The sequence below is a fragment of the Enterococcus sp. AZ179 genome (genome assembly GCF_050498885.1).
Lineage (GTDB): Bacteria > Bacillota > Bacilli > Lactobacillales > Enterococcaceae > Enterococcus_D > Enterococcus_D entomosocium.
In genome coordinates this window covers 1,654,134-1,676,492 of sequence record NZ_JBMHEO010000001.1, presented here as the reverse complement: position 1 = coordinate 1,676,492, position 22,359 = coordinate 1,654,134, and the positions used below count along the sequence as shown (strand labels likewise).

General features: G+C 43.1%; 18 protein-coding genes. 4 read left to right on the top strand and 14 right to left on the bottom strand.

Annotated features, from left to right (window positions below; translation table 11 throughout):
* Window positions 1-38 precede the first annotated feature (38 nt).
* Window positions 39-914, top strand: coding sequence for a glycosyltransferase (locus IGI88_RS07930; RefSeq protein WP_016611513.1), 876 nt, complete (start codon window positions 39-41; stop codon window positions 912-914).
* Entirely contained in the window at window positions 911-1,888 is a 978-nt protein-coding gene (locus IGI88_RS07925) for a matrixin family metalloprotease (protein ID WP_005232595.1), read from the top strand. The genes IGI88_RS07930 and IGI88_RS07925 overlap by 4 nt, the downstream gene beginning before the upstream one ends.
* A 325-nt stretch (window positions 1,889-2,213) precedes the next feature.
* Here the strand turns inward: IGI88_RS07925 and IGI88_RS07920 are convergent, their stop codons facing one another.
* The 4 genes from IGI88_RS07920 to IGI88_RS07905 form a co-directional block, all read right to left on the bottom strand.
* Entirely contained in the window at window positions 2,214-5,231 is a 3,018-nt protein-coding gene (locus IGI88_RS07920) for a polysaccharide lyase 8 family protein (protein WP_086332895.1), read from the bottom strand.
* 203 nt (window positions 5,232-5,434) lie between these two features.
* Entirely contained in the window at window positions 5,435-6,244 is an 810-nt protein-coding gene (locus IGI88_RS07915; RefSeq protein ID WP_005226799.1) for a PTS system mannose/fructose/sorbose family transporter subunit IID, read from the bottom strand.
* The gene (locus IGI88_RS07910) at window positions 6,228-7,016 is read right to left on the bottom strand and encodes a PTS mannose/fructose/sorbose/N-acetylgalactosamine transporter subunit IIC (RefSeq protein WP_005226797.1); all 789 of its coding nucleotides are present in this window, start codon (window positions 7,014-7,016) and stop codon (window positions 6,228-6,230) included. The genes IGI88_RS07915 and IGI88_RS07910 overlap by 17 nt, the downstream gene beginning before the upstream one ends.
* Before the next feature lie 140 nt (window positions 7,017-7,156).
* Complete coding sequence (locus IGI88_RS07905; RefSeq protein WP_005232610.1) at window positions 7,157-8,119, bottom strand: PTS mannose/fructose/sorbose transporter subunit IIAB; 963 nt, start codon at window positions 8,117-8,119, stop codon at window positions 7,157-7,159.
* Window positions 8,120-8,309: 190 nt separating this feature from the next.
* Here IGI88_RS07905 and IGI88_RS07900 point away from each other — a divergent pair, with 190 nt between their 5' ends.
* Window positions 8,310-9,017: a GntR family transcriptional regulator gene (locus IGI88_RS07900; RefSeq protein ID WP_429960333.1), complete on the top strand. Its 708-nt coding sequence runs from the start codon at window positions 8,310-8,312 to the stop codon at window positions 9,015-9,017.
* Between the two features lie 24 nt (window positions 9,018-9,041).
* Here IGI88_RS07900 and IGI88_RS07895 read toward each other — a convergent pair whose 3' ends face one another.
* The 4 genes from IGI88_RS07895 to IGI88_RS07880 form a co-directional block, all read right to left on the bottom strand.
* Complete coding sequence (locus tag IGI88_RS07895; RefSeq protein WP_144330769.1) at window positions 9,042-10,817, bottom strand: glycoside hydrolase family 35 protein; 1,776 nt, start codon at window positions 10,815-10,817, stop codon at window positions 9,042-9,044.
* A 13-nt stretch (window positions 10,818-10,830) separates the two neighbouring features.
* Window positions 10,831-11,994, bottom strand: coding sequence for a glycoside hydrolase family 88 protein (locus tag IGI88_RS07890; protein WP_061053607.1), 1,164 nt, complete (start codon window positions 11,992-11,994; stop codon window positions 10,831-10,833).
* Between the two features lie 149 nt (window positions 11,995-12,143).
* Window positions 12,144-12,971, bottom strand: a complete 828-nt coding sequence (locus IGI88_RS07885) for a DUF7402 domain-containing protein (RefSeq protein ID WP_061053606.1) — start codon at window positions 12,969-12,971, stop codon at window positions 12,144-12,146.
* Window positions 12,946-14,712 carry a DUF2264 domain-containing protein gene (locus IGI88_RS07880; protein ID WP_429960332.1) on the bottom strand — a complete coding sequence of 589 codons (1,767 nt, stop codon included), beginning with the start codon at window positions 14,710-14,712 and terminating at the stop codon, window positions 12,946-12,948. Before IGI88_RS07880 ends, IGI88_RS07885 begins: the two co-directional genes overlap by 26 nt.
* Window positions 14,713-15,167: 455 nt before the next feature.
* Here IGI88_RS07880 and IGI88_RS07875 point away from each other — a divergent pair, with 455 nt between their 5' ends.
* On the top strand, window positions 15,168-16,115 hold the full coding sequence (locus tag IGI88_RS07875; RefSeq protein WP_061053604.1) for an HNH endonuclease: 948 nt from the start codon (window positions 15,168-15,170) through the stop codon (window positions 16,113-16,115).
* A 170-nt stretch (window positions 16,116-16,285) separates the two neighbouring features.
* Here IGI88_RS07875 and IGI88_RS07870 read toward each other — a convergent pair whose 3' ends face one another.
* The 6 genes from IGI88_RS07870 to IGI88_RS07845 all read right to left on the bottom strand — a co-directional run bounded on the left by IGI88_RS07870 (window position 16,286) and on the right by IGI88_RS07845 (window position 22,345).
* Window positions 16,286-16,774, bottom strand: coding sequence for a GNAT family N-acetyltransferase (locus IGI88_RS07870; protein WP_429960331.1), 489 nt, complete (start codon window positions 16,772-16,774; stop codon window positions 16,286-16,288).
* A gap of 267 nt (window positions 16,775-17,041) precedes the next feature.
* Window positions 17,042-18,037: a tagatose-bisphosphate aldolase gene (gene lacD / locus IGI88_RS07865; protein ID WP_429960330.1), complete on the bottom strand. Its 996-nt coding sequence runs from the start codon at window positions 18,035-18,037 to the stop codon at window positions 17,042-17,044.
* A gap of 185 nt (window positions 18,038-18,222) precedes the next feature.
* Window positions 18,223-19,392, bottom strand: coding sequence for an SIS domain-containing protein (locus IGI88_RS07860; protein WP_429960329.1), 1,170 nt, complete (start codon window positions 19,390-19,392; stop codon window positions 18,223-18,225).
* Between the two features lie 179 nt (window positions 19,393-19,571).
* Complete coding sequence (locus tag IGI88_RS07855; protein ID WP_005226773.1) at window positions 19,572-20,306, bottom strand: GntR family transcriptional regulator; 735 nt, start codon at window positions 20,304-20,306, stop codon at window positions 19,572-19,574.
* Window positions 20,307-20,520: 214 nt separating this feature from the next.
* Window positions 20,521-21,549 carry a PTS system mannose/fructose/sorbose family transporter subunit IID gene (locus IGI88_RS07850; protein ID WP_429960328.1) on the bottom strand — a complete coding sequence of 343 codons (1,029 nt, stop codon included), beginning with the start codon at window positions 21,547-21,549 and terminating at the stop codon, window positions 20,521-20,523.
* Window positions 21,539-22,345 (bottom strand): PTS mannose/fructose/sorbose/N-acetylgalactosamine transporter subunit IIC, encoded by an 807-nt coding sequence (locus tag IGI88_RS07845; RefSeq protein WP_005232623.1) that lies wholly within the window; start codon window positions 22,343-22,345, stop codon window positions 21,539-21,541. Before IGI88_RS07845 ends, IGI88_RS07850 begins: the two co-directional genes overlap by 11 nt.
* Window positions 22,346-22,359 lie beyond the last annotated feature (14 nt).

The following is a 22,359-nucleotide window of genomic DNA, read 5'->3' as shown; positions in this document are numbered from 1 at the left end:
TAAAAAATAAAAAACACTAAAAAGGGTGGACATGAACTATGAAGAAGAAAGCTGTCGTTTATTGTGTTACGGGGTCACATATTCAATTAGCTGCAGTATCCATTGCGTCAATAGTAAATACTTATGAAGGGAATGAACCTTTAGATATATTAGTAGTTGTAAATGAACTAGGGAACGAAGAAATACTGAAATTGAAAAGTATTTCTAGATTATATGGAGAAAAAAATGTAATTATTACTATTTGGTATCCACCTAAAATAATAAACGAAATAAAGAATTATAGTAATTCGCGTTTTCCTGAAGTCACTCTGTGGAGATTATTTCTACCTTCATATTTTAGCAATTATGATTACATTCTCTATTTAGATAATGACACTATTGTATACGATGACGTATCCAATTTCTTTGATTTGATCCCTGATCAAAAATCAATTGCTGCAGTTAGAGACTTCTACTTCTCAGTTATAAGTGATACAGAGGACAGCTTTAAATATTTTGGCGTAAAAACTATGAAGAATTACTTCAATTCTGGAGTTATTTTATTTAATGTAGTTGTGTTCAATGAACAGATACGACCAGAAGCCATAGTACGTATGATAAATAAGAATGAATACTTGTATTTAGATCAAACCATTTTAAACATTCTTTGTGAGAGAAGTGTTGAGTTGTTGCCTTATGAATACAATTACCAGAAAGATGATCATTGGTTATTTGATTGGGCAAAAAATGTGAATCCACTCAAATTTTTGAAAATTGAAAAAGCTAGAAAAAATATAAAGATTCGACATTTCGTTGAATTTGAAAAAAATTCGATGCCCTGGGAGCATCTTTCCATACAAGATAGATGGGAAAAAGATTTTTGGAATTATCTGTATGAAATCAAGTCAACAAGTTTAAGGAGTGGAAAACAATGAAAAAAAATTTTTCAAGAATTCGTTCGTTATTTTTAATTGCATTAATTTACTCTATAGGAACAATTTCTGTAGATGCAAAGTCAGCCGACATAGCGAAGACGCCTATTGTTGATTATTACTATCCTGGAATATTGTATGGTACAGCTACTTGTGTTAACGAATACGGTACCATCATTTACGACTCAAACTCACTAGGAGAAACCTACCAAGAGGCTGTCAATGAAGCTGCGCAATCATGGAATCAGTCGATTGGGAGATCGGTAATTGTCGAAAAATCAAGTGTAAATGCAGCAGATAACCAAGTTGATTTAGTTTTGCAATCAACGGATGGCGATTCCTATGCAGATATGGGGTACTCCGGATTTGGTTGGGGGAATAGTACGAACAGAATATTTTTGAATAAAGCTGCTTTAAATGACGCATCATCTGGAAAAGGAACCTCCGGCTACGTACAGCTGGTTTCAACTATCCGACATGAAATGGGGCATACTTTAGGTCTCCAACATGACAATGGATCAGTGATGGCTGATTTATATGATGCCCAGGTTAGCAACAATCAAGAGATGCTGGATGCAGCGCAAAAAACGGCGGACTCAATTTCTAAGGGGATACTTCCTGCTGTCCCATTATTCAACAAATATGCGATACTAAATATCCTTAATAATAGGGATAAAATCTATTATTTGAATAATCATCGTTCTAATCAAATTGCCTCAATCTTTTTAGATTCTCCTGCTGGAAAAATTTCTGGCGTTACTTTCATCGATCAAACAGTTGAAATAACAGGTAACTATAATTTGTATAAACTGTCTCTGTCCCCAAGAGATCCGTATGTAGGAACAATTTCTAGTAATAATCTTATGAATAGAACTGTTTCAGTTACTGAAGATATTGTTTCTATTTATGGTCAACACTATTATCTTTTTGAAATTGATGGAGAAGAGTATATTGTTAATCGCCGCGCCTTCGGATAAATTCGCTACCAATTCTTACTTGAAAAGTTGCCACTGCAATCTTGGAAAAGTGTGCTTGCAATCTTAGATACATTCTTTAGTGGCAAACATACGCCTTTTAAGTAAGAAGAAAATTAGCAAACGTTTCATGCTAATGCGCAAGTTTTCAGCATTTTCTGTGAGGATTTTTTTGACAAAACCTCGGCCCTTGAAAAGTAGTTAAAGGAATTAATAGTCAAAGAAAAGTCTATGTTTAGCCTTTCATCGTATCATTTTCTAGCTGACAAAAAACAGCTAGAGATTGATCCCTAGCTGCTGATGATGAGACAGATAGCATTGAAACACCTTACTCGACTACAATCACTTTATTTCCACCGTCTTGCTCCGCAAAGTTCACCGTAAATAGATTCGTCGAAGCATCATAACTGATTCCATCGCTTTGAGAAACGATTTTTTGGTAGTCTTTTGGCAATTTTAAGGTCATGGTCGTCGTTGTTTGAGTTGGATCAGAAAAGGCATAGATGGTTTTGCCTTCTCTACTTGTTCTAATCAATGAAAGAGGTTTGTTAGTAGTAATATCGGCGACACTACCTCCATCATTCTGCCAAAAATTGATACCTAAATAGTCAGTTTGATCAAGTTTTACTGCTTGAACTTCCGAGGTATTGGCTAAAATCTCCAGCGGTTCTTCTTGGGCATAGGCAGTCAGTTCTGTTTCATTGATACCTGGCAACATGACATACGCATAATGATCCTCCATGGGATTTTTGCCATGATTGATCAAGAATTTTCGATATTCTCCGGTATAAACCGCATTACTTGGAAAGGCCTCATTGATTTCTGTATAGCTGCCTGTTCGTGTTTCACTTACCACGTTTACTGTCGTTTCTTCTGGAAAATAGTAACCGATATTGGCCTGGGAATGATCGGAGTCTAACAACAACCACTGCTTGCTACTTGTTTCATTTAACTGATCAATACTTCCTTGATCAGAAAGGATTTGATAAGTATACGCATCGTTTAGTAAGCGATTATCCACGACCGTCTCAATAGAAGCTGTCGTATCACCAGTGATTCCCGCACCTAAAGCGACAATCTGCCCATCAATGATAAACCACGATTTTTTTGCCCGCACGTTCATAGGTAAAACATTCCCGTTATTTTTTGTACCCGTTTTGTTTAATGCCATTCCCACCGCAGCTGCACCATCATAAGCCACACCGCCTACCCACTTTTCTGGAGACGTTACCGTTGTAAAAGCTGAATTTTCATCCGCTAATTGTATGGTGTCCACGGTTGTTCCTGGCAAGCGATATGGATCGACGGTCGGCCAATAGCTAGAATTGAATTGAACTTGATCATCATTATAGAGGTAGAGCATCCCGTCTGCTGTATGCCACCCACGCTTGTTTTCCTTGTTGCCAGCTTCAAAGGAAGAAATGCGACTGGAATATAGTCCTAAACCCACCATATAATCAGTTGTTCGTTGAACAAAGCGATCCATTGAAGCGTACAGTTTTGTTCCCGTAAAAGGTAATGCATCCCCTGTAATCGATGGGTCTGCCAAGAGATTCATTGTCATTTGTAAATCATTGAAGTCTCTTGCATTCGTCAAATAATAGTCTGGATTTTCTTTGAGCCAATACTTGGCAGCTTCACGGAATTTTTGCTGGTATTGGGTTGGTGCGAATTGGGATACGATCAACAAATTATAGACTGTTGATGAGCCATAGCCGGCTTTGGTTTTGGCTGGAGCTCTTGAAATCGAACGACCATTGACCAACGGCAGCATTTCTCCTTGATAGATCAACGGCAAGAATGCTTGATCAACATTTTTAACAAACGTTTGTACGAGATCAGCGTCCATCTCAAAACTTGATCCTTGCGTGATAGCTAGAATTTGTCCCACACCCTTGATCAGTACATTTCCATAAGAACCAGTATAAGGGATCGTATTATGCTGAATAAAGGAACCATCTTTATAAAAACCATCGCCTTTTGTGACTAACTGAAATACTTCTTCGATACTTGCTGAAGCTTGGGTGATTTTCCCAGCGTCCCTTTGCAAAATGCCCAAGCCTAATACAGTAAGCGCGAGATCTGTACGATTAGCACCAGAAGTCACAAAATTTGGAATAAAAGCAAGCTCAGTAAAACTGCCTTGTGTCTTCGTATACAATTGCTTGAAGGGATCTGGTACATAACTGCTGATAATGGCAGTGTATTGCTGTAATTTCTCGGACGGTAACTCAGCGCCTAAAATCATTAAAGTACTGATCAGTTTTTGCGGGACACCGATTTGCCAATCCCACCAGTTTCCATGGTACTTTTTCCCATCATACCCTTTTCGAGTGACCATGAAATCTATCCCATCAATAATCGTCGTCGCCACTGCATCATCTTGATACAAAGAACTACCTTTCGTGCCATAGGCTAAAGCCATTTTCTGTAATTTTGTAAATTGAGTCGTTACATCCGCTGAAGCAGTATTCCCTTGTTCGAGGGGCCATAGGCTCGTTCGATCAGATGCTTTATTTATGGTTTGATACAACGCCTCAGCTTCTGAGGTGACCATCTGCACGTAATCAGCCATAGTCGGATTATTTGGATCATAGTGATCGGAAACCAGTTGATTTTGCCATTTTTCTTGCAGCTTCATAAATTCTGCTGTATGATCTTCCACGGGCAAGCTGCCGATAGGACCGCTGCGCATCGATAATACCTTCAGCTTAGATAAATTGCCAAACAAACGGATACCCACATACCCGGACCAGTCCCCATCAATTGCCGTACCATTGGGATAGTTTACCTTTTGATTCTCATAAAATAGCTGATCATTTAAAAAGGCACGAAAACTCGAGCCCTCATACTGAAGCAAGAGTTTATATTTTTGTCCCGCAATCAAAGTAGGTCCAGAAATAGCTGTCAGCCATTTTCCACCTGGTTGACCAAGTTGCCACTGCCCATCACGATTATAAGCAAACGATTGCCACTGATCTGTCTTTTGTTCATCTGCGCGAAAGACCACCCCAATGTTCGCTTGGTCTTCATATAAGAAAGTAGTTTCAAAATCCCCTGAAGACCGCTTGGGAGCATCTTTGTTGAGCGTTACTGATTCCAGATTGGTGCCTTGCTTCGTATTACTGATCATTAAACCAGTAGCATTTTGTGCTACTTCGGCTTTCCCGACTAAATCTTGCCAAGACCCTTTCTGGTTAGAAAAATCCGAGTGATAGATCGATTCTGCTTCCGGCAATTCGGGTATTTGTTCCTCGGCATTTCCAGAAAGACGAGAGGCGCCAACTACCGAATACAGCAACAAGAAACACCCCATGATCAACAGATATTTTTTCCCTTTTTCCATCCTTTACTCCTCCTATTTCCCCGCGCAAAAGATAGCGCTATCATTTCGTGGAATAGGAAAAGAGTGAAGAAATTCATTTCCGCACTCTTTTCCATTGATTTCAGCTATTCTTAAAAGAAAACAGGTTGACTACCCTAACTGCTTATACGATTTACAAAACAATCACAGCAGCTGCCCATTTCCTTTTACACCATGATTCTTTCCTAACCCAAAATACCAAACGCACTCAAAACGATCGACAAGATCAAGATGATCCAAATCACTCGAGTGGAATTTAGTTTCTTTTGGCCTAACATCCAGTAGGTCAGCAAGACGAGCAAGATAGGTACAAGGGATGGCAAGATGGCATCCAACGTGTCTTGGATCACTAATTCGACGCCGTCTTTTTTATAGACGAAAGGAACGGTCGCTTTAACGACAGAGGGAATCAAAGCACCAATCACTGTGACCCCTAAAACGGTTGCGGCATTAGTGAAGGCAGATAATTTGTCTTTCAAGGTCGTCACTAATTTGACCCCTTGTTTGTAACCTAAGGGAAGCAATGCTGCCCGACCGAAAAGTAACGCGATGTTGGCGATGATCCAGATGACACAACCAACGACGGAACCATTTTGCGCTAATGTGCCAGCAACAGAGCCAAAGATCGTTCCCCAAATCACGTGGAACAAGGAGTCACCGACACCGGCCAAGGAACCCATCAAGGCCGTTTTCAAGGCGATGATCGTTTCTTTGGCTTTGTGTCCGTCTTGTTCTTCGATAGCGACATCGATCCCCATGATCAAGTTCCCAAAGATCGCATTGGTATTGAAAAATTGATTGTGGGTCCGCAGCATATCTTGCAGCTGGGTTTCATCATGGCCATAGAATTTTTTCAAGACGGGCAGGATGCCGTAAAGGTAGCCCGAACTCATCATTCGCTCATAGTTCCAGTTTAATTGGCTTGCCAAAATATAACGCCAGCTAATGGTATTCAACTCTTTTTTTGTCAGTTTTTGATCACTCATCGCCATCATATCCTCCTTCAAAATCTCCGGCAGCTGCCGTTGCAACCGTGCCTTTTTCGCTATCACGTTTAAAGACTAACATTGCTGCTACAAGTCCGATGATGGAAACGCCGAGCATTGGTACTTGCAGATACGCAGCTAAAAAGAAGCCTAATAACAAATAAGGAATGTAGTGCTTTGTTGGCAAGTAGCGCAATAAGATCGCTACCCCGACGACTGGCAAGACGCCACCAGCGGTTTTTAGTCCGGTCATCAGCCATTCTGGCGTGTTATCGGTAATCGTCGTAACGACTGCATCTCCAGCTAAAAGCATCAATAAAATCGGAATCGCCCGTGACAACCCCCATAAGAAAGAACCCGATAAAACTAACCGTGGGATTCGTTTGACTTGCATGTTGTCGATGGCTCTATCGATCCGGTGAAGTAGAAATACGTTACAAAAACGAGCCACGACATCCAGTTGCAGCATCAGCAAGGACACTGGAACTGCTAAGCCGATGCCGTATTCCGCGCCGTTTCCTGAGATCACGGCAAACGCTGTCCCCAGTACTGCGCCGGTAAAATAATCTGGGACGGATGCACCACCAAATGCGGCGATCCCCAAACGCATCAACTGTAAGGTCCCACCGACCATCAAACCGGTCTTTAAGTCCCCCATGATCATTCCAGAAATCATTCCGGCGATCGCTGGTTGGGTCAACGTATTGGAAATAAGTGAATCATTAATAGCAATAAAAGCATAAACAGTAATAAGAATGATTTGATACGCTGCTAAATGCATGAATTTTCCTCCTAATTGTATGAACGAGTCTTAACTGGCTAGTTATCGATCGTTATGTCGCCTCAGATAAATCGTGAAAAACACTCGTTTTTTGACAAATCTTCCGCTACATATTCTCCTCGATTCAATCCCTGCCTGGTTTATCCTCGTAATTTCTTCATAAAGTCGATCGATGGTTCATTGGGAACAAGCTGTGCCGTGACGGTGATGCCTTTTGCGGCGATCGCTTCAAAGATCGGCTCTTCTTCTGGAAGTACTTGAATGCTTTTGGTCACTTCCCGTGCGCCTTCTTTGTAGCTCATGTTGCCGACGTTGATCGCTTTGATCGGTCCATCTGCTTCAATATAACGCAAAACATCTTGGGGATTTTTGAAAAGCAAAAACAACCGTTGTTTTCCATAACGACCGGCGCGAATATTTTTGGCTGCCGTTGCCACCGGAAGGACCGAAAGTCGCATCGAAGTTGGCGCTGCCATTCGTAAAGAAGATTTTTGTAATGGGTCTACGGCGGCTTCATCATTGGCTACGATGATCCGTTGCGTGTTTAAACTGGTGGACCAGATACCGGCGACTTGTCCATGGATCAAGCGCTCATCGATTCGACTATTGACGATATTTTCTTGCCCAGCATACGCACTGTAATCCCCTAATTCCTCTTGCTTTTCTTCTAAAATCTCTTGTTCTGCTTGGTTCATCCCTGCTTTGACATCAACGATGTTTTCTTTAGCTAAGCAAAGCAGCTCTTTGATCGTCGCTCGTTGATTGACGACTGCCTCGATCACTACGGACAATGTCATTCCAGCGAAGATCGCCACTTCGTCATCCTCTAAATAATTCTTGACTGCAACGTTGCACGGGGTTCCTCCTAATAAATCCGCAATAATCAATGTTGGACCGTTAAGGGCTTTCATTTTCTCGTTCAATTCTTTCTCAAATTGTAGATTGTCACTATCTGGTCGTAATGAAACGGTGTGAACGTTTGCTTGCTGGCCTACGATCATCTCCAGACTGCTTTTGACCCCTTCTGCCATGCCGCCATGACTGATCAATACAATGTTTTCCACTAATTTCCCTCCTACTCCGCAGGTCGCCCCACTTAACATGTTATGTTCCTTGTAAGCATACTATACCACATGGCAAGCCATTCGTAAACCTAATATCTTAACATATTGAATTTTATTTTTCAGGCCTGTTTAGACTGGAAAACAACGAATTTTCTACACTAATTAAGTGGCAGGAAAGGATTTAACATGTTATGCTTGATGTATTCATATGGAATGGAGGGAAACCACTGTGCTGCCAAAGTATGAGCAGATCAAGCAAGATCTTTTACAAGAAATCAAAGACCATAAATTCATTCCCGGCGATAAGTTTTATTCAGAGGCGGATATCAAGCGGATGTATTCTGTTAGTTCGATCACGGCAGTCAAAGCGTTGAATGAATTGACGAGTGCTGGCTATCTGTATCGCATCCAAGGCAAAGGGACCTTTGTTTCAAAAGCAAAAGTATCTCAGAGTGTGAAGTTTTCCGACATTGAGCTGCATTCACTGGACCAAGAAAAGGTCAAGGTCCTTGCGGTGGAAGAAGGAAATGACCCAGAGATTTTGAAAGAATTAGGATTGGCTGCCAGTGCTTCCTACTACCGAATCAAACGAGTCCGCTATTTTGGCGACGTTCCTTTCTTGGTTCACATCACTCATTTGCCGAAGAAGCTGATGAAAGAACCGATCGCCAAAAACCTCAACCAATATGCTAGTGTTTATGAGCGGGTCCGAAAAGACTTTGCGATCGACCTTTTCTCATTGGCTTCTGTTGAAACCAACGAAATCGTCTTTCCTGATGACGCTGAATTGTTGAACTTATTGCAACTGAGCTTCCGAGAGCCTGCGGTCAAACAAGTCAAGCACTCCTATTTAGCAGATGGAAGTGTCGCTGAATACATCGTCAGCTACAAGCACTGGAAATATTTCAAAACAAAAATAGAAGTAGCGCCCGCGTAAATTTGGGTCTCTACTTCTATTTTTTTATTCTACGACAGGTTGATCACAGAAAACGAGTTCCTTGATCTCAACGCCATCGGTTTCAAATACCACGACTTCGTTGCTGCCTTTTTTCAAAAATTCTTTCGGACAGTATAAGGAATGCACGGGGCCACGTTGCCAATAGCGACCAAGATTGATGCCATTGACGATAACGACGCCTTTCCCATACCCACGGCAATCGATAAACGTATCTCCTACCTCTGTCAGACTGAAGGTCGTTTGATAAAAGGAGGGGTGTGTCGGATTTTTTCCTGCTTGATAATCGATGGCTTGTAGCTGCTCTGCGGAAAGCGTCAATGGGTAATGACGATAGCCTTGATGGAAATGAATATCTTGCATGATGCCCCCACGGATGCCTTTGGCTTGTGTAGGCCCATTCAATTTAAACCCGTAGTTCACGCGCCCTAAGTTTTCTACTAAGACATCTAGCTCGATGGTTTCTTTATCTGGTGTCCCTTGGATCAACAGCTCCTCACCTAGCGTTTCTTGGTATTGGATCGCCTGTAATTGGCCGTCGGTAAAAATATGCAACCGATCGCTAGCTTCTACCACTTTTAATTTGTTTTCTCGATGATAGTTTTTTAACTGAACCGAATAGAGCAAATAGCCGTAGCCTGTGCTGACAGTTTCCATTGTTAGTGGATACATGTTTTCTTGCGGTGCCATCAGTTGATCTTTGATAGCCAATAATGAGACACTGTTTTCGATGGGAAAGGTTCCTAATGCCTCTAATTGCTTGGTCCGTGGTTTGGCTTGCCACACTTCGGGACAGGCTTCTTTTATGGCTTTTTGTACATGATAGTATTTGTCGGTAGGTTCTCCTGCTTCTGTCAGTAAAGCATCGTAATCATAGCTGGACACTTGTGGTAGATCCAGCGCTCCCCGAGCGGAACAGCCATTGTAAAAGCCAAAATTCGTCCCTCCATGGAACATGTAAAGATTCAAGGAGCCGACTGCTAACATCTCTTTGACTTCATTGGCTAAGTCTTGACCGTCTCGCTTGATGATTGGCTCCCCCCAGCGGTTGAACCAGCCATCCCAGTATTCCATACACATGATGGGCCAATTTTTGCCATGTTTTGTCATGAAATCTTTCATCACAGCCGCATTTTCCTTGGAACGACTGCCGAAATTGCCTGTGACAAAGACGTCGTCTTCAATCAATGTCCCAGCGTCCAAGACTTCTTCCCATGCCCCATCTGAGGTAAACAAGGGTACATCGATGCCGTATTCTTCCATCAACTCCTTGGTCTGGCGCAAATACGCTTTTTCCATTCCATAAGAGCCGTACTCATTTTCCACCTGCATCATGATCACTGGTCCCCCATGGGTGATCTGCAACGGCACAAGCTTTGGCAACAAGACCTGGAAATAGTTGCGCACCTTTGCCATGAAGCGTGGGTCGGTTGAGCGCAACCGCATCGGTTCATTTAACAGCCAAGCTGGCAACCCACCAAATTCCCATTCAGCACAAATGTAGACGGAAGGTCGCAAAATGACCATCAAGCCAAGCGTTTGGGCTTGCTTTACAAAAGCACAGATGTCTTTCATCCCCTCAAAGTCGTAGACTCCTTCACGAGGTTCGTGGAGATTCCAAGGAATGTAGGTCTCAACTGTGTTGGCTCCCAGTGCTTTTAGATTGTAGAGGCTATCTGTCCATTGCACCGGTGTCATGCGGAAATAGTGGATCGCTCCGCTGATCAATTTGATTGGTTTTCCATCTAACAAAAAATCTTCTTTTATCTCAAACGTTCGCATGTCGTCTTCCCCTTTACCAGTATCTTTGCCAATCAGGCAATGCCAATCGGATCAATCCTTCTAAATAGAAATAATCACCCCAAAGATTGGGCTCATCGATGCCTTTGCCTTCCGCATGAGCATACACACCATGCAGCAATAAGCCTTCATTTTCTGGCACTTGGCTCGCTGCATACTGCTCGCCTAATTGGTAAAGCATTCCTTTAGCGATTTTTTGGGCATCGGGATATGCCCCCATTTTCTCTGCTTCCAACAAGCCACAAGCCGCAATCGCTAAAGCAGAGCTGTCTTTTTCAGCAGGATGTTGGTCGTTAAAATCAAAGTCCCAATACGGCACCAGATCTGCTGGCAAATGAGCCAAAAACACCTCCACGATCTGCGGATAATTTTCTGGAAAAGGCTGACTATGCAGGTAGCTTTCATTCAAAGGAAGCCCTAAAATCGCCCAGCTCTGCCCTCGTGCCCAAATCGATTGGTCGCTGTTTCCTTGATGCGTCGCACCGTGACTTGGCTGCCCCGTCTCAGGATCGAAATAATACGTATGAAAGGTGGTGGCGTCATTCTTAATGACGGTCTTTCGGACTGTCTGATAATGCTTACTCGCAGCCTCTGCGTAGCGAGGCTCTCCCGACAATTGGGTTGCTGCAAATAAAAGCGGCAAGTTTAGTAACGAATCAATAATCAAGCGGTATTCTTGTGGGTCGCCATAAGTGCCCCAAGCTTGAATAAATTCCCCCTTTTCTTGAAACCGTGCCAACAAAACATCTGCTGCTTGAATGACTTCTTGCTTGCAGTGTTCATTGCCAGTGATCTTGTAGCCCGCACCGGCAGATAAGCTATATAAAAAACCAATATCATGATGATCTAATACAAAATGGTCGTCTAAACGCGTTTGAAAACTGTCGATATTTTCCATAGCTCGATCAAGAAAGTTCTTTTCCTTGGTCCACTCATAGGCGAGCCACAACATCCCGGTCCAAAAGCCATTGGTCCAATCATCGTTGCCTTTCAGCCGATATTTGCCATTGGTGGCACAGGCTGAAGGAAACTGTGTGCCAAAGCGCTGACTATTTTTTTCGATCTGTTGGATGCACGCGGTGATTTTATCCGCTAACCACACATCGGTCACTTTTTCTCCTAACAGGATCAAGCGTTGTTTGTTCTCTTGCAGACGCATGTTTACCCTCTCCTTAACTTGTTAACATATTAACTGAAATCATTATAACGTAAACGCACAAAAAAAGCGACCTCCCTTTGTTGATTCCCAAAAAAAGAGCATGACAACTGCACACAAATGCAGACCTGTCATACTCTCGTCCTCTTTTTTTAACAGTTCCAACCAAATACTTCGATTTGTGAAAGAGCTGGGAAGGGGGAATCATCCTCTGCTTTTTGCAGCTCTTTATAGGTCAGCTTAGTCGTTTCTTTTTTTGGAAAACGAACTTCTTGAAAAGACGCCGTATTTGTCGTTTCCACCACCAGCTCTTCTCCATCAGCAAAGACCAAGGTCCCTTTGGTCCAATAGCTATCATGGGGATAATCTGCCCGCAATAGGAAGCGAACCCGATCAATCAAGACGGGACGACCAAACTCAATGGTCAATGCAGCATCGGCTTGCTGATTGATGCCCCAAGAAGCAAACGGATACGACCCGTGGGATCGGTTGCCATATTTTCCATCAATCGCATTCTTAGCAAAAAAGACGGAATCATCTCGCGTTTCCACATTCGCTGAAGCATGAGGATACGCCCCTGTCGCTGACTTTTGATCATGGGCATTGAAGGATAAATTTTGATAATTCGTGATCTCAAACGCATGGGCTTTGCGCACCATCAGGTGATGGCGCTGCGAGGTAAAGGCCGTTTCCACCGAGGACTTTCGAGCGGATTCCGTCCAAGGAATCTGATACGCCCAAGTGGATTGGGAAAGATAGATCAGTGATGGTGCTAAGGTTTCATCAAGCTGAAGGACATAATACGGATTTTCCCCCGTCACCTCAATAACGATCTTATCTCCTTCCTCATAGGGATAGTTTTTAATGGCTAATACGGCCAAATCATCATCAGAAACTTGAAATGGCGCGGGTTCTTTTTCATGGTCGATGCGACCGACGATCACCTGGTCCTGCTTATTTTTTATTGCTAGCGTAATCATTTGGATCGATCCTTTCTTTTTCTACGATACCACCGACTAAACAAATCAAACGGTGCTTCCCGGGCGGAATATGTTGTGCTAAGTATGGAAAACTGGTTCTTGGAAAAAAGACGGAGGTATTGGCTTCTGGCTGAACAATACTGGCTTGTTGATAGCCTTCGATGTTGATGATTTGAGAACAAAAGCCCCCTTCACTGACTCGACTCCAGATCGGTCCTGTTTGGGACTGAGGCAACCGTCCAGTCAGCGGTACACTAAATCCGCCCTCACGAAGGTCCAACGAAATCGTCGTCGTCAACTCGTGCACGCGCACATGCCACTGACCAAAGGGATAAATCTCAGTTTCAATAACTACCTCCTCAAAGGGCGCCCATTGGAAAAAGACGCCTTTTTCCGTCACTCGATAATCCATGACTGCGCCCTTCGTGCGAAAATAGCTGCCATCTCGAGCAATAGCTAATGTGCTATCGAAGGCGCCTTCGGCATACGTGACGCCGGCTTTCGGCACACTGAAGCCAAATTTGCTCGAATAGACGAATTTGCTGTATTTTGCTTGAGCATGCGCTTGCTGTTCAAGCATCAAACCTGCAGGATACCCCAACAAATGATGTTTTTTTTCATTGTGCACCAGCAACATATTGCCTTTTTCAATCCGTTTTTGCGGCTCTCTCTTGATTGGCTCAGGTTCAGCCCGCCAAAAAGGATGCGTTTCTGCGACCGCTAAAAGCAAAAAGGTCTTAAGCCCCCAGTAAGGCGAGCCTGGTGCATTGTACCCTTCTGCCATCACTTGATTTTCATAGTGGTATCCGATGGACAAGCGACCATCGAAAGTGAAAATCTCCTGCGCCATCCAATTGCGCAAGTGTTTCGCCAGTAGTCCTCGCACCTGTCCCCATGGGATCGCTTCGACATCTGCGAAAACCAGCGCCGAGAAAAAAGCACCTTGCGCAAACCGATAGGTCAGGCTGCGGCCATAGGGCAAGGCTTCGCCGTCTTCATCAAAATAATAGATGAAATCTTGGGCAAATCGGGTGGCTCGTTCTTTAAAACGCTGTGCCCATTCTGGGTCTTCGTCTTGCATAAATGTAGCGTAAATCAAGCCATAATAATGAAACGCAAAAGGAATATAGTAATCTCGCTGCGTCGTTTTCCCATCTACGTACCAACCATCGCCAATGTACATGGAATCGATCAATGCCAACTCTTGGGACAATGCTTCTTTTGCCAACGGTTCCCCACAGTGAAACAGGGCAACGCGAATCAACACTTTGAAGAATGTCCAGTTGTTCTTAGGAATCTTGCACTCAAGTGCTTGGGATAGCCAAGCCACTAGCTTTCGCTGGTTCTTCTGCGGCAACGCTGTCCAAAAAGCGTCCTTTTGCAATAAAAGAGTCAATGACAATGCGGCTGCTTCCACGATGTATTGATCATAATCCGTGATGCTTCCCCAGTAAAATGCGTGTTCAGGATCTGTCCCCGCGATCACTTTTTCCACATAAGCTGCTCGTAACGGATCATCTGAGCAAATCCTCCAATAAGGCGCCAGCCCCCACAAAGGACGCACAAGCGCTTCCATCTCAGCCCGTGTTCGGTCATACACGGCCCCACTGCTACCTAGATTCAATCCTGGATAGTCATCTGCCAAGATCGCTTCTCGCAAAGGAGCGATCATGTCTTCCACTGCCCGCTGATAATCCAGACGCGTCAAAAACGGATTCTCTTTGATTGCCATTTGCTTCATACGCCATCTCCTTCTGTCAATTTACAGAACAGAATAGCAAGCCACGACTTTTTTATCAAGCGATTTTCTACTGGCAATACTTCTGAAAAATGAGAAAAGCTTTTGAGGGATTTTTGACTTAACCTGTTAACAAAAAAAGAGGAATTGAAGCTATGGGAAAGTGATTGGAGAAATGGCGAAAGTTAACTTAGATAAAATGAGGAATTTATTATAAATCAACATTGATTTCGTGACTTTTTTTCATAAAAAATTTCCCTGAAATTATACTATAGATATCCATCACATGATAAACATTTCTTACATTTTTTCAGTTCGAATATTTCTAAGTATTGATAATATACTAAAGACAAAAAACTTTGATTCAAATAGACATGACGAAAGAAGAATGATTGTCTATAATAAAATAGAATTCGTTATTTGAATAAATACCCATAGTAGCAGAAAGGAGTGCGCAGATGGCCGTATATATTGAATTGTCTAATCCCATCCATGGAGGAGAAGGTTGGGAGCTAGGAGAGGTTTTATGGAGTCCCGTTGCTTCATCATGGAACACAATTATGAGGAAACCCAAAGAGGGGGATATGATTTTACATTCTATCAAAGACAAAAAACGAAATATCAATCATAGATTATGGGGATGTTCTCAAGTTGCTGGTTCCTATAAAATCTTATCAAGTCCGCCACCGATCCCAGCTAATTGGGATGGATATGAGGAATACTATCAGATCCCCTTAAAGCACTACACAGAATTTCAAGACAAAGTTTTTTTACAGGAAGTTATCGATCAGAACAAAGACGCATTAAAAGCGATAACGCCTCAAAAATCTTTTTATACGGAAACAGGTGTGCGAATGCAACCCGCACAGAAATACTTGGCGTCTGTTAGTAATGAGCTATTAGAAATCTTAACTCCTTATATAAAAAAACCGGTCTACTATAACGAAAACAAGCAGAGATCAGAAAATATTGTACGTGAAGGGGATTCAGAAGAACTTCTTAGTGTGGGAAGTGGTGGGCAGGTTGCCCGGATTCAAACAACTATCGATAGGATTGTTAGGGACACGTCTCTTGTTAAAAAAATGAAGCAAAAATACAATAATCAATGCCAAATTTGCGGTAAATCCATTTCATTGTCCAAACAAAAATATTACTCCGAAGGACATCATTTAAAAAAACTTGGGGGTATTCATCAAGGGCCAGATATTGAGAGTAACATTATTATACTTTGTCCCAACCACCATGTTGAATTTGATTATGGGGCAATTGCAATAGACGTTCACTCACAAAAAATTATTCATACAGACCCGCACAATCCTTTTCATAATAAGGAATTAGCATATAAAAGAGGAGATTTAAATAAAGAATTTTTAACATACCATTTAAAAAATATATTTATAGGATAAGCCCCATAAATGGAGTGTTTAAAATAGGATTTTATTCCTTTGCTGAAAATCTAAATTCTTTTTTATAATTCAATTTAGTTAAGTATCTTTGATATAACGTTTAATAATTCTCTTTAGGGTAACTATTGGACGTTATTTACTTTTATCCTAGCTGCTTCTATTTTAGGTATCTATTTCATCTTTTTCTCAAAGCAGACCACACTTACCTCCTGATCACTGACTGTTGTCACGGCTTTTCGTGTCTCTTTAAATCCTTGACTCTCCCAGAAAGATCTACCGGCTGTGTTTTCTTCAATAACAGCGAGAGAAACGAGAGAAATCCCTTTTAAGCGCCAGTCTTGTTCTACTTGCTGATAAATAGCTTGCCCGTGTCCCTGACGTCTTTCGCCAACCAGCAGCAAGCCAATATACACAGTGCCCTCTTGCGGATAATCAACAAGATAATCCATAACAGCAATTGGTTTTTGATCATAATAAATGATAGAAAATATCTTTTGCTCTTGAGCCACGGATGGCGGTAGAACAGTCATGTCTCGCATGAGTTGTTCAATGGAAGGTGTCTCTTTCGTTAAAGCAAAATAGGCCTGGTTTTTCTGATAAATGCTATAGGCAGCTTGTTGGTTTTTTGACGTGACGGAATGAAACGTATACTCGTTCATAAGGAACTCCTTTATTTGTAGGTTTATTGAACCTTATTTCGACCAAAAGTGAAGCAGGTGGATTTGATGGCTTTTACTGCTAGTTTATCCTATTCAAGTCCCATCGTAAATTACTCTCGAAACCTCTTCCTATTTACGTTTCATTCATACGATGATAACCGAACTTGTCAAGGTATAAAAAGACACCCTAAAGCCTTAAGTAAGAAGCCTACCACTTCTTCTCAAAAGTCCTTAAGATGTCTGATTATTGGCTATTTCTCTTGTCAACTATTCTTCGACCGTGACTTTGTCCCACCAAGAAGTGGCGGTCTTTTGGATCACTTCATTCAAGTCTTCGATGTGCTGTTTTCCGGTACTTGCTAGCCATTCTTTGGCAGCTTCTATTCCTTGTTTTACAAAGGGATCAACACCGTCTTTCCACGTTGCCCGGCCGCACAAGACGCCATTGAAGGTTGAACCGGCTTCTTTGGCAAAAACCAGTGTTTCTTGGAATAAGCTGGCTGATACGCCTGCACTGAGAAAAATAAACGGCAGATGCGTCGCATCGCTTTGCGCTTTGAAATACGCTGCGGCTTCTTCCTTGGTATGCACGGCTTCTTCCTTGGCAAAATCTGCCACATAATTCATGTTGACTGGTACTTCCACCTTTAACACATCGACTTTGTACTGTGGTTTTGAAAATTCCTTCATCAATCCGATGACTTTTTCTGGTTTGCGTTGCGCATATGCTTTTGAGTCGACTTCAGGCAACTTAGCATCATAGGAAAGAACTTCTAAAAAGAAGGGCAGATCAGCGGCTTGGCATTCGCTGCCGAGTCGTTCCACAAAGACGTGTTTCAACTGATTGATCTGGGCATCTTCATCTACATCATAGTAAAGCAAAAATTTGATGGCATCGGCGCCTGCTGCTTTTAATCGCTCAACTGACCATTTCCCTAATAAATCAGGCAAACGTCCCGGTGTAGTCGCATCATAGCCGGTTTTTTCATACGCCAGCAAAAGCCCCGCCTCTGGATCACGGCTTTGCGCAGCTGCTAACCCATATTCTGGATCTAATAAAATAGAAGATGCGTAAGGGGTCAATTCTTGTGAGACTAGCGTTTTAAACTGGCTGATTTTTTCTGCGTCAGCCTCCACGCCAAGTGCTGCCATCATTTTTTTCAAGGCACCACGTTGGTCGATTGCTAAAGCCGCGATTACTCCTTCTTTCGTTGACAGGCGATCCATTGCCGCTTTTTTAGCTTTCGTTATGGTTGCTTTCATTAAAATTCCTCCTTTTTTGTCCATGCCAAAGAATCAACCGCTCTCACTTTTTTCAGTGTTGGCGAAACGGTTGTCAGCACGTATAAAAATGTCTATTGATGAAGTCGTTCGACTGATTGACCACCGCACGTATCGACTTCGTACACGAAAAGATACGTGCTCGTGGTGGTCTTTCTCAGTCATCGTTAGTTGTTATACGGATGAATCGTCACGCCTTTGACCACCCGATTGACGGTACGCGTTGGCGAAGGGGTATCCGGTGTATTACCGACTTTGATCGATGCCAACAGTGCGATCGTTTGCGCAAAAACAATGTCTGCTAAGGCAAGATAGCCATCTGGCAGTGAAGTGTCATCTGGAAAGAAAAAGTTTGTTCCTGAAAAATTCACAGCGGCCGGCTGTCCGATAACAGTCACTGCGGCGGCGATGCCATCACTCTTTAATTCTTCCAACATATCAAGATCATACTGCCGCGTATAGGACGTATTGCTGACAAAGACAAAGACGAGGGTTTGATCATCTACGAATGATTTCGGTCCATGACGGAAGCCCATCGAAGAATCGAACACGGTGGCGATTTTTCCAGCAGTCAGTTCCAATACTTTTAGCTGTGCTTCCCTGGTCAACCCCGACAACGTGCCTGACCCAAGATAAACGATCCGCTTAAAGGAACGGTCCGTCAGTACTTGGAGTTCTGTTTCTCTGTCGATCACTTCTTGCCCCAATCGGCTAAGGGTTTCAACATAATGTCTCTTTTCTGTCAGAGGCGTCTGGTCAAAAATCAGCAGTGCGGAAAGAGCCATACAAGAAAAACTGCCCGTCATTGCAAAGCCAGCATCATTTGACCGCTCAGGCATCAATAACAGATAGCTCGTTTCATCAGCGGCAGCTTGTTGTGCCAAAGATCCGTCGGCTGCACAAGTGATCGCCAAATGATAGCTGTCGGCAACGAATTGATCGACGATTTTGACCGCTGCTAAACTTTCTGGTGAATTGCCGCTTCTAGCAAAAGAAACGAGCAGTGTTGGTTCATCCGCAAATAAAACTTGTTCTGGAGCAGCGACAATATCCGTCGTAGCAATACTTTCAAAAAGATAATCCACCGTTGCGCCGTTCTTATTCAAGTAAGGAACGATCGTATCTCCAACATATTGAGATGTCCCCGCTCCCGTGAAGACCACGCGGATTCGCTTGTCCGTCTTTTGCTTGATAGTACGTAAGAAAGCCGCGATCGCCTCTTGCTTTTCTTGATAGATCGTCAAGGTTTCTTGCCACAGTTCTGGCTGTTGTTTGATTTCTCTTGTTGTAATCTCCGCACCTAATTCTGCTAATTCCTTTGTTGACAGTTGAAACATCTTTCTTCCTCCTAGCTACTGTTTTTCCAGTATGTATTCCCAGTGACGGTGCGAGGAGCGCTTGTCTTGGATGAATGCTTAGCGATCACCCAAAGGGCAAACTTCCTCGACCTCACTGGTTTTGAATACATGCCTTTTCTTTGCTCGAGTGGATCATTTCAGACTGTCTAGGAAATGCGCTACTCGTCGTTACGCAAGTGGCGGACTTTGTATCTAAATTGGTCTGCTCGAGCAACACTCAAGGTGTATTCGATCACTTCATTTTCAATATTGAACGTGCTGCGTACCAGGTTCAACACCGGCGCACCTTCGTGGATTTTTAGCAATGCCGCATCTTTCGCACTGGCAATGCTGGCAAAAAATTCTTCGTCCGCGAGGCGGATCACTTGATGAAAGTCTTCATGGAAGATATCGTACAATGGTTTTTGCTCGATCATCTCACTCGTTAAATGCATGAAGCGTTTGACGGGCAGATAAGAACGCTCGATCATCATCGGTTGGCCATCAGCAAGACGCAATCGTTTTAACTTGTAGATCGGCTCGCCGATGGAAACTTGCAACTGAGTGGCAAAATATTTTGTCGCTTCCATTTTTTTGAATGCCAATACTCTAGTTTCTGGTTGTTTCCCTAGTGCTTTCATCTGTTCGGTAAAACTATACGAACCTGATAAATTGGTTGCCTGCTTGCGGATATCCGAGACAAAGGTGCCTTTGCCATGTTGGCGATAAATATAGCCTAATTTTTCTAACTCCTGTAGAGCCAAGCGAACGGTGGTCCGACTTAACCCGTAGCGCTTTGACAGTTCTCTTTCTGAGGGAAGCATCGTGTCTGCTTCCATTTCATTTTCGATTTTTTCAATCAGTAAATTTAACAATTGATCGTATAATGGTTGTCGATTTTTATTGATATTCATAAGCCCCTCCAAACTGGTTACTACCACATAACGAGTGTACTATTTCCCGATAGGCGTGTCAAACAATCGTCTACAGGGGCTCTGTTTCCTGAGCTTGCATCTCTTCACGTAGGAAAATGAACCAATTGCCAGCACGAGCTAAGCTAAAAAGTCAGCTTTTGCTTGCTTAGCAAAACTCCTCCTACGGTTTGCGCCGTTTCTTCTGCTAGCTTGCTTATTGCGGCCAAATGGATGGATACAGACCAAAGCCAGAACCGATCAAGCCGATCACTAGCAGCAAAGCGATACATTTCAACGGCGTCCAGCCGCGTTTTGATAAGAAGAAATACAGCATCAGTGTGATGGTCAATGGAATCACTTGCGGCAAGATCCCATCGAGGATTTTTTGAATATCGATCGTCACAGGCACTTCGTTGACTTTGTTAAACGTCAATTCATATTTGCCGTTAGCCAATTCGTTGACCGCCGCATTTTCTTGCAGTGTGTCGGTCAATTGTCCATTCTCATCCGTGGTATACAGCATGTCTTCGTAAGCGGCAATGGCTGCTTGATCATCCACGATCGTCGTCGCTTGTGTCACTTCATTGGTAGTACCGTTAGGGATCTGAATATCCAAAGACGTCGCCCCATACACGCAGGTCAAGGAACCGACAACAAAAATCCCTAAAATACTCGCTGCTCGGGTGAACTCTTTGGCATTTTCCGTTAAGATCCCAATCGCATCTGTCCCTAAACGATAGGACCAATGCATCAAGAAGAACCGTAAACCAAATTGGGCCGCATTGAATACCAGTAAGAAAATAAACGGTGCAGCGATGTTGCCGTTGATCGCCATATTGGCTGTGATACCAGCTGTTATCGGTACCAGAGTGAACCAGAATAACGCGTCACCGATCCCGCCTAGCGGTCCCATCGCGGCGACTCGCACTGCCCGAATCATGGGAATATCGGCTTTGTTTTGTTCCATCGATAGAATGATCCCCATCACAAAGTTCACGAGGAATGGATGAGTATTGAAAAACTCTAGGTTATGGCTCATTGAAGCAGCCATGTCCTTTTCATTTTTGTGGATCTTTTTCAATCCCGGTAAAATACTGAATAACCAGCCTCCTGCTTGCATTCGCTCATAGTTGAAAGAGGCTTGTAGAAATAAGGAACGCCAGACCATATTGTTCAAGGTCTTTTTATCCAGTTGTTCTGCGGGCGCTTGTTCGCTATAAGAATCGGGAATATTATATGCCATCTTCATCGCCTCCGAAATCATAGGTATTGGCTGTTGCTACTTTAAATTTGGACTGGATTTGATAATCCCAAAAGGCTAATGCAAAACCGATAAAGGCTAGAATGATCAAGGCTGGTCCTTGCAAGGAAGGTGCCGCCATTACGATCGTGGCTAAACCAAACCCCATAAAGAAGAAGCCCCACATTTCTTTGGAAACCATCACTTTTAGTAAAATCGCAAAACCGACATACCGCATCATGCCCCCAGCTGCGCCGAGCCCACCCATCAACCATTGAGGGATCGCTGCGACCGCCTGATTCCCGAAGGCAGCACCGCCGATAAAGAATAAGACCACAATCAAGCCGAAGATCGTTCCAAGACCCACCATCGCTAAATAATTGATCCGGTCAATGCCCTTCGTATTGGCATCATGGGCGTAACTGTCAGCTTTTGACATCACTGGCGACATTAGTGAGAAGATAATCGTCACCCCATATTGCCCCAGCAAAGAAAACGGAATCGCCGTAGCGACGGCCACTGTCGGTTCCAGCTGCAGCGTGATCGCTAAGATTGCTGCCATAATTCCGCCAATCACCGCATTTGGCGGTTGCGCGCCGCCCACCGGCATATTGCCGATCGTCATTAACTGATAGGTTCCGCCAACGATCAAGCCGGTTTGAAGATCTCCAAGAATAAGTCCGATAACCATCCCGGTAACAATGGGCTGGTACAATGATTCTAAAAAACTAAATTGATCGATTGCGGCAATGAATGTAACTATGAAGACTAAAATGATTTGAAAAATCGTGTAATCCATTTTCTTTCTCCTTC

Bases quoted from the DNA above. Each gene is read 5' to 3' on its own strand.
- IGI88_RS07930 (WP_016611513.1), top strand. From the start codon at position 39: ATGAAGAAGAAAGCTGTCGTTTATTGTGTTACGGGGTCACATATTCAA.
- IGI88_RS07925 (WP_005232595.1), top strand. From the start codon at position 911: ATGAAAAAAAATTTTTCAAGAATTCGTTCGTTATTTTTAATTGCATTA.
- IGI88_RS07920 (WP_086332895.1), bottom strand. From the start codon at position 5,231: ATGGAAAAAGGGAAAAAATATCTGTTGATCATGGGGTGTTTCTTGTTG.
- IGI88_RS07915 (WP_005226799.1), bottom strand. From the start codon at position 6,244: ATGATGGCGATGAGTGATCAAAAACTGACAAAAAAAGAGTTGAATACC.
- IGI88_RS07910 (WP_005226797.1), bottom strand. From the start codon at position 7,016: ATGCATTTAGCAGCGTATCAAATCATTCTTATTACTGTTTATGCTTTT.
- IGI88_RS07905 (WP_005232610.1), bottom strand. From the start codon at position 8,119: ATGTTAAGTGGGGCGACCTGCGGAGTAGGAGGGAAATTAGTGGAAAAC.
- IGI88_RS07895 (WP_144330769.1), bottom strand. From the start codon at position 10,817: ATGCGAACGTTTGAGATAAAAGAAGATTTTTTGTTAGATGGAAAACCA.
- IGI88_RS07890 (WP_061053607.1), bottom strand. From the start codon at position 11,994: ATGCGTCTGCAAGAGAACAAACAACGCTTGATCCTGTTAGGAGAAAAA.
- IGI88_RS07885 (WP_061053606.1), bottom strand. From the start codon at position 12,971: ATGATTACGCTAGCAATAAAAAATAAGCAGGACCAGGTGATCGTCGGT.
- IGI88_RS07880 (WP_429960332.1), bottom strand. From the start codon at position 14,712: ATGAAGCAAATGGCAATCAAAGAGAATCCGTTTTTGACGCGTCTGGAT.
- IGI88_RS07875 (WP_061053604.1), top strand. From the start codon at position 15,168: ATGGCCGTATATATTGAATTGTCTAATCCCATCCATGGAGGAGAAGGT.
- IGI88_RS07870 (WP_429960331.1), bottom strand. From the start codon at position 16,774: ATGAACGAGTATACGTTTCATTCCGTCACGTCAAAAAACCAACAAGCT.
- lacD (WP_429960330.1), bottom strand. From the start codon at position 18,037: ATGAAAGCAACCATAACGAAAGCTAAAAAAGCGGCAATGGATCGCCTG.
- IGI88_RS07860 (WP_429960329.1), bottom strand. From the start codon at position 19,392: ATGTTTCAACTGTCAACAAAGGAATTAGCAGAATTAGGTGCGGAGATT.
- IGI88_RS07855 (WP_005226773.1), bottom strand. From the start codon at position 20,306: ATGAATATCAATAAAAATCGACAACCATTATACGATCAATTGTTAAAT.
- IGI88_RS07850 (WP_429960328.1), bottom strand. From the start codon at position 21,549: ATGGCATATAATATTCCCGATTCTTATAGCGAACAAGCGCCCGCAGAA.
- IGI88_RS07845 (WP_005232623.1), bottom strand. From the start codon at position 22,345: ATGGATTACACGATTTTTCAAATCATTTTAGTCTTCATAGTTACATTC.